Source organism: Mesorhizobium sp. M0074 (genome assembly GCF_040322975.1).
GTDB lineage: Bacteria > Pseudomonadota > Alphaproteobacteria > Rhizobiales > Rhizobiaceae > Mesorhizobium.
Genome location: NZ_JAMYUM010000078.1, coordinates 1 through 1,175 on the forward strand (window position 1 = coordinate 1; position 1,175 = coordinate 1,175).

Below are 1,175 nucleotides of genomic sequence, written 5' to 3' on the forward strand. Positions count from 1 at the left end.
ATGGCAAAAGGTAAATTCGAGCGCACTAAGCCTCATGTGAACATTGGCACGATTGGTCACGTCGACCATGGCAAGACGTCGCTGACGGCGGCGATCACCAAGTATTTTGGCGAATACAAGCGCTACGACCAGATCGATGCGGCGCCGGAAGAGAAGGCGCGCGGCATCACCATTTCGACGGCGCACGTCGAATACGAGACCGCCAACCGCCACTATGCCCATGTCGACTGCCCCGGCCACGCCGACTACGTGAAGAACATGATCACCGGTGCTGCGCAGATGGACGGCGCGATCCTGGTGGTGTCGGCCGCCGACGGCCCGATGCCGCAGACGCGCGAGCACATCCTGCTCGCCCGCCAGGTCGGCGTGCCCTCGATCGTGGTGTTCTTGAACAAGGTCGACCAGGTCGACGACGCCGAGTTGCTCGAACTGGTCGAGCTCGAGGTGCGTGAGCTTTTGACCAAGAACGAGTTCCCCGGCGACGACATTCCGATCGTCAAGGGTTCGGCGCTTGCCGCACTTGAAGACAGCGACAAGAAGATCGGCGAGGACGCCATCCGCGAACTGATGGCTGCGGTCGATGCCTACATTCCGACGCCGGTGCGTCCGCTCGACAAGCCGTTCCTGATGCCGATCGAGGACGTGTTCTCGATCTCGGGCCGTGGCACGGTTGTGACCGGCCGCGTCGAGCGCGGCGTCGTCAAGGTCGGCGAGGAGCTGGAGATCGTCGGCATCCGTCCGACCACCAAGACGACCTGCACGGGCGTCGAGATGTTCCGCAAGCTGCTCGACCAGGGCCAGGCCGGCGACAACATCGGCGCGCTGTTGCGCGGTGTCGACCGTGAAGGCGTCGAGCGCGGCCAGGTCCTGGCCAAGCCCGGCACCGTCAAGCCGCACAAGAAGTTCGTTGCCGAAGCCTACATCCTGACCAAGGACGAGGGCGGCCGCCACACGCCGTTCTTCACCAACTACCGTCCGCAGTTCTATTTCCGCACGACGGACGTGACCGGCATCGTGTCGCTGCCGGAAGGCACCGAGATGGTGATGCCGGGCGACAACATCACCGTCGATGTCGAGCTGATCGTGCCGATCGCCATGGAAGAGAAGCTGCGCTTCGCCATCCGTGAAGGCGGCCGCACCGTCGGTGCCGGCATCGTCGTCACCATCAAAGAGTA

General features: G+C 63.4%; 1 protein-coding gene. It reads left to right on the top strand.

Going from position 1 to position 1,175, the window contains the following annotated elements:
• Nucleotides 1–1,175: elongation factor Tu (gene tuf, locus NKJ73_RS34025; protein WP_254817137.1), on the top strand; the 1,175-nt coding region annotated here is incomplete at its 3' end.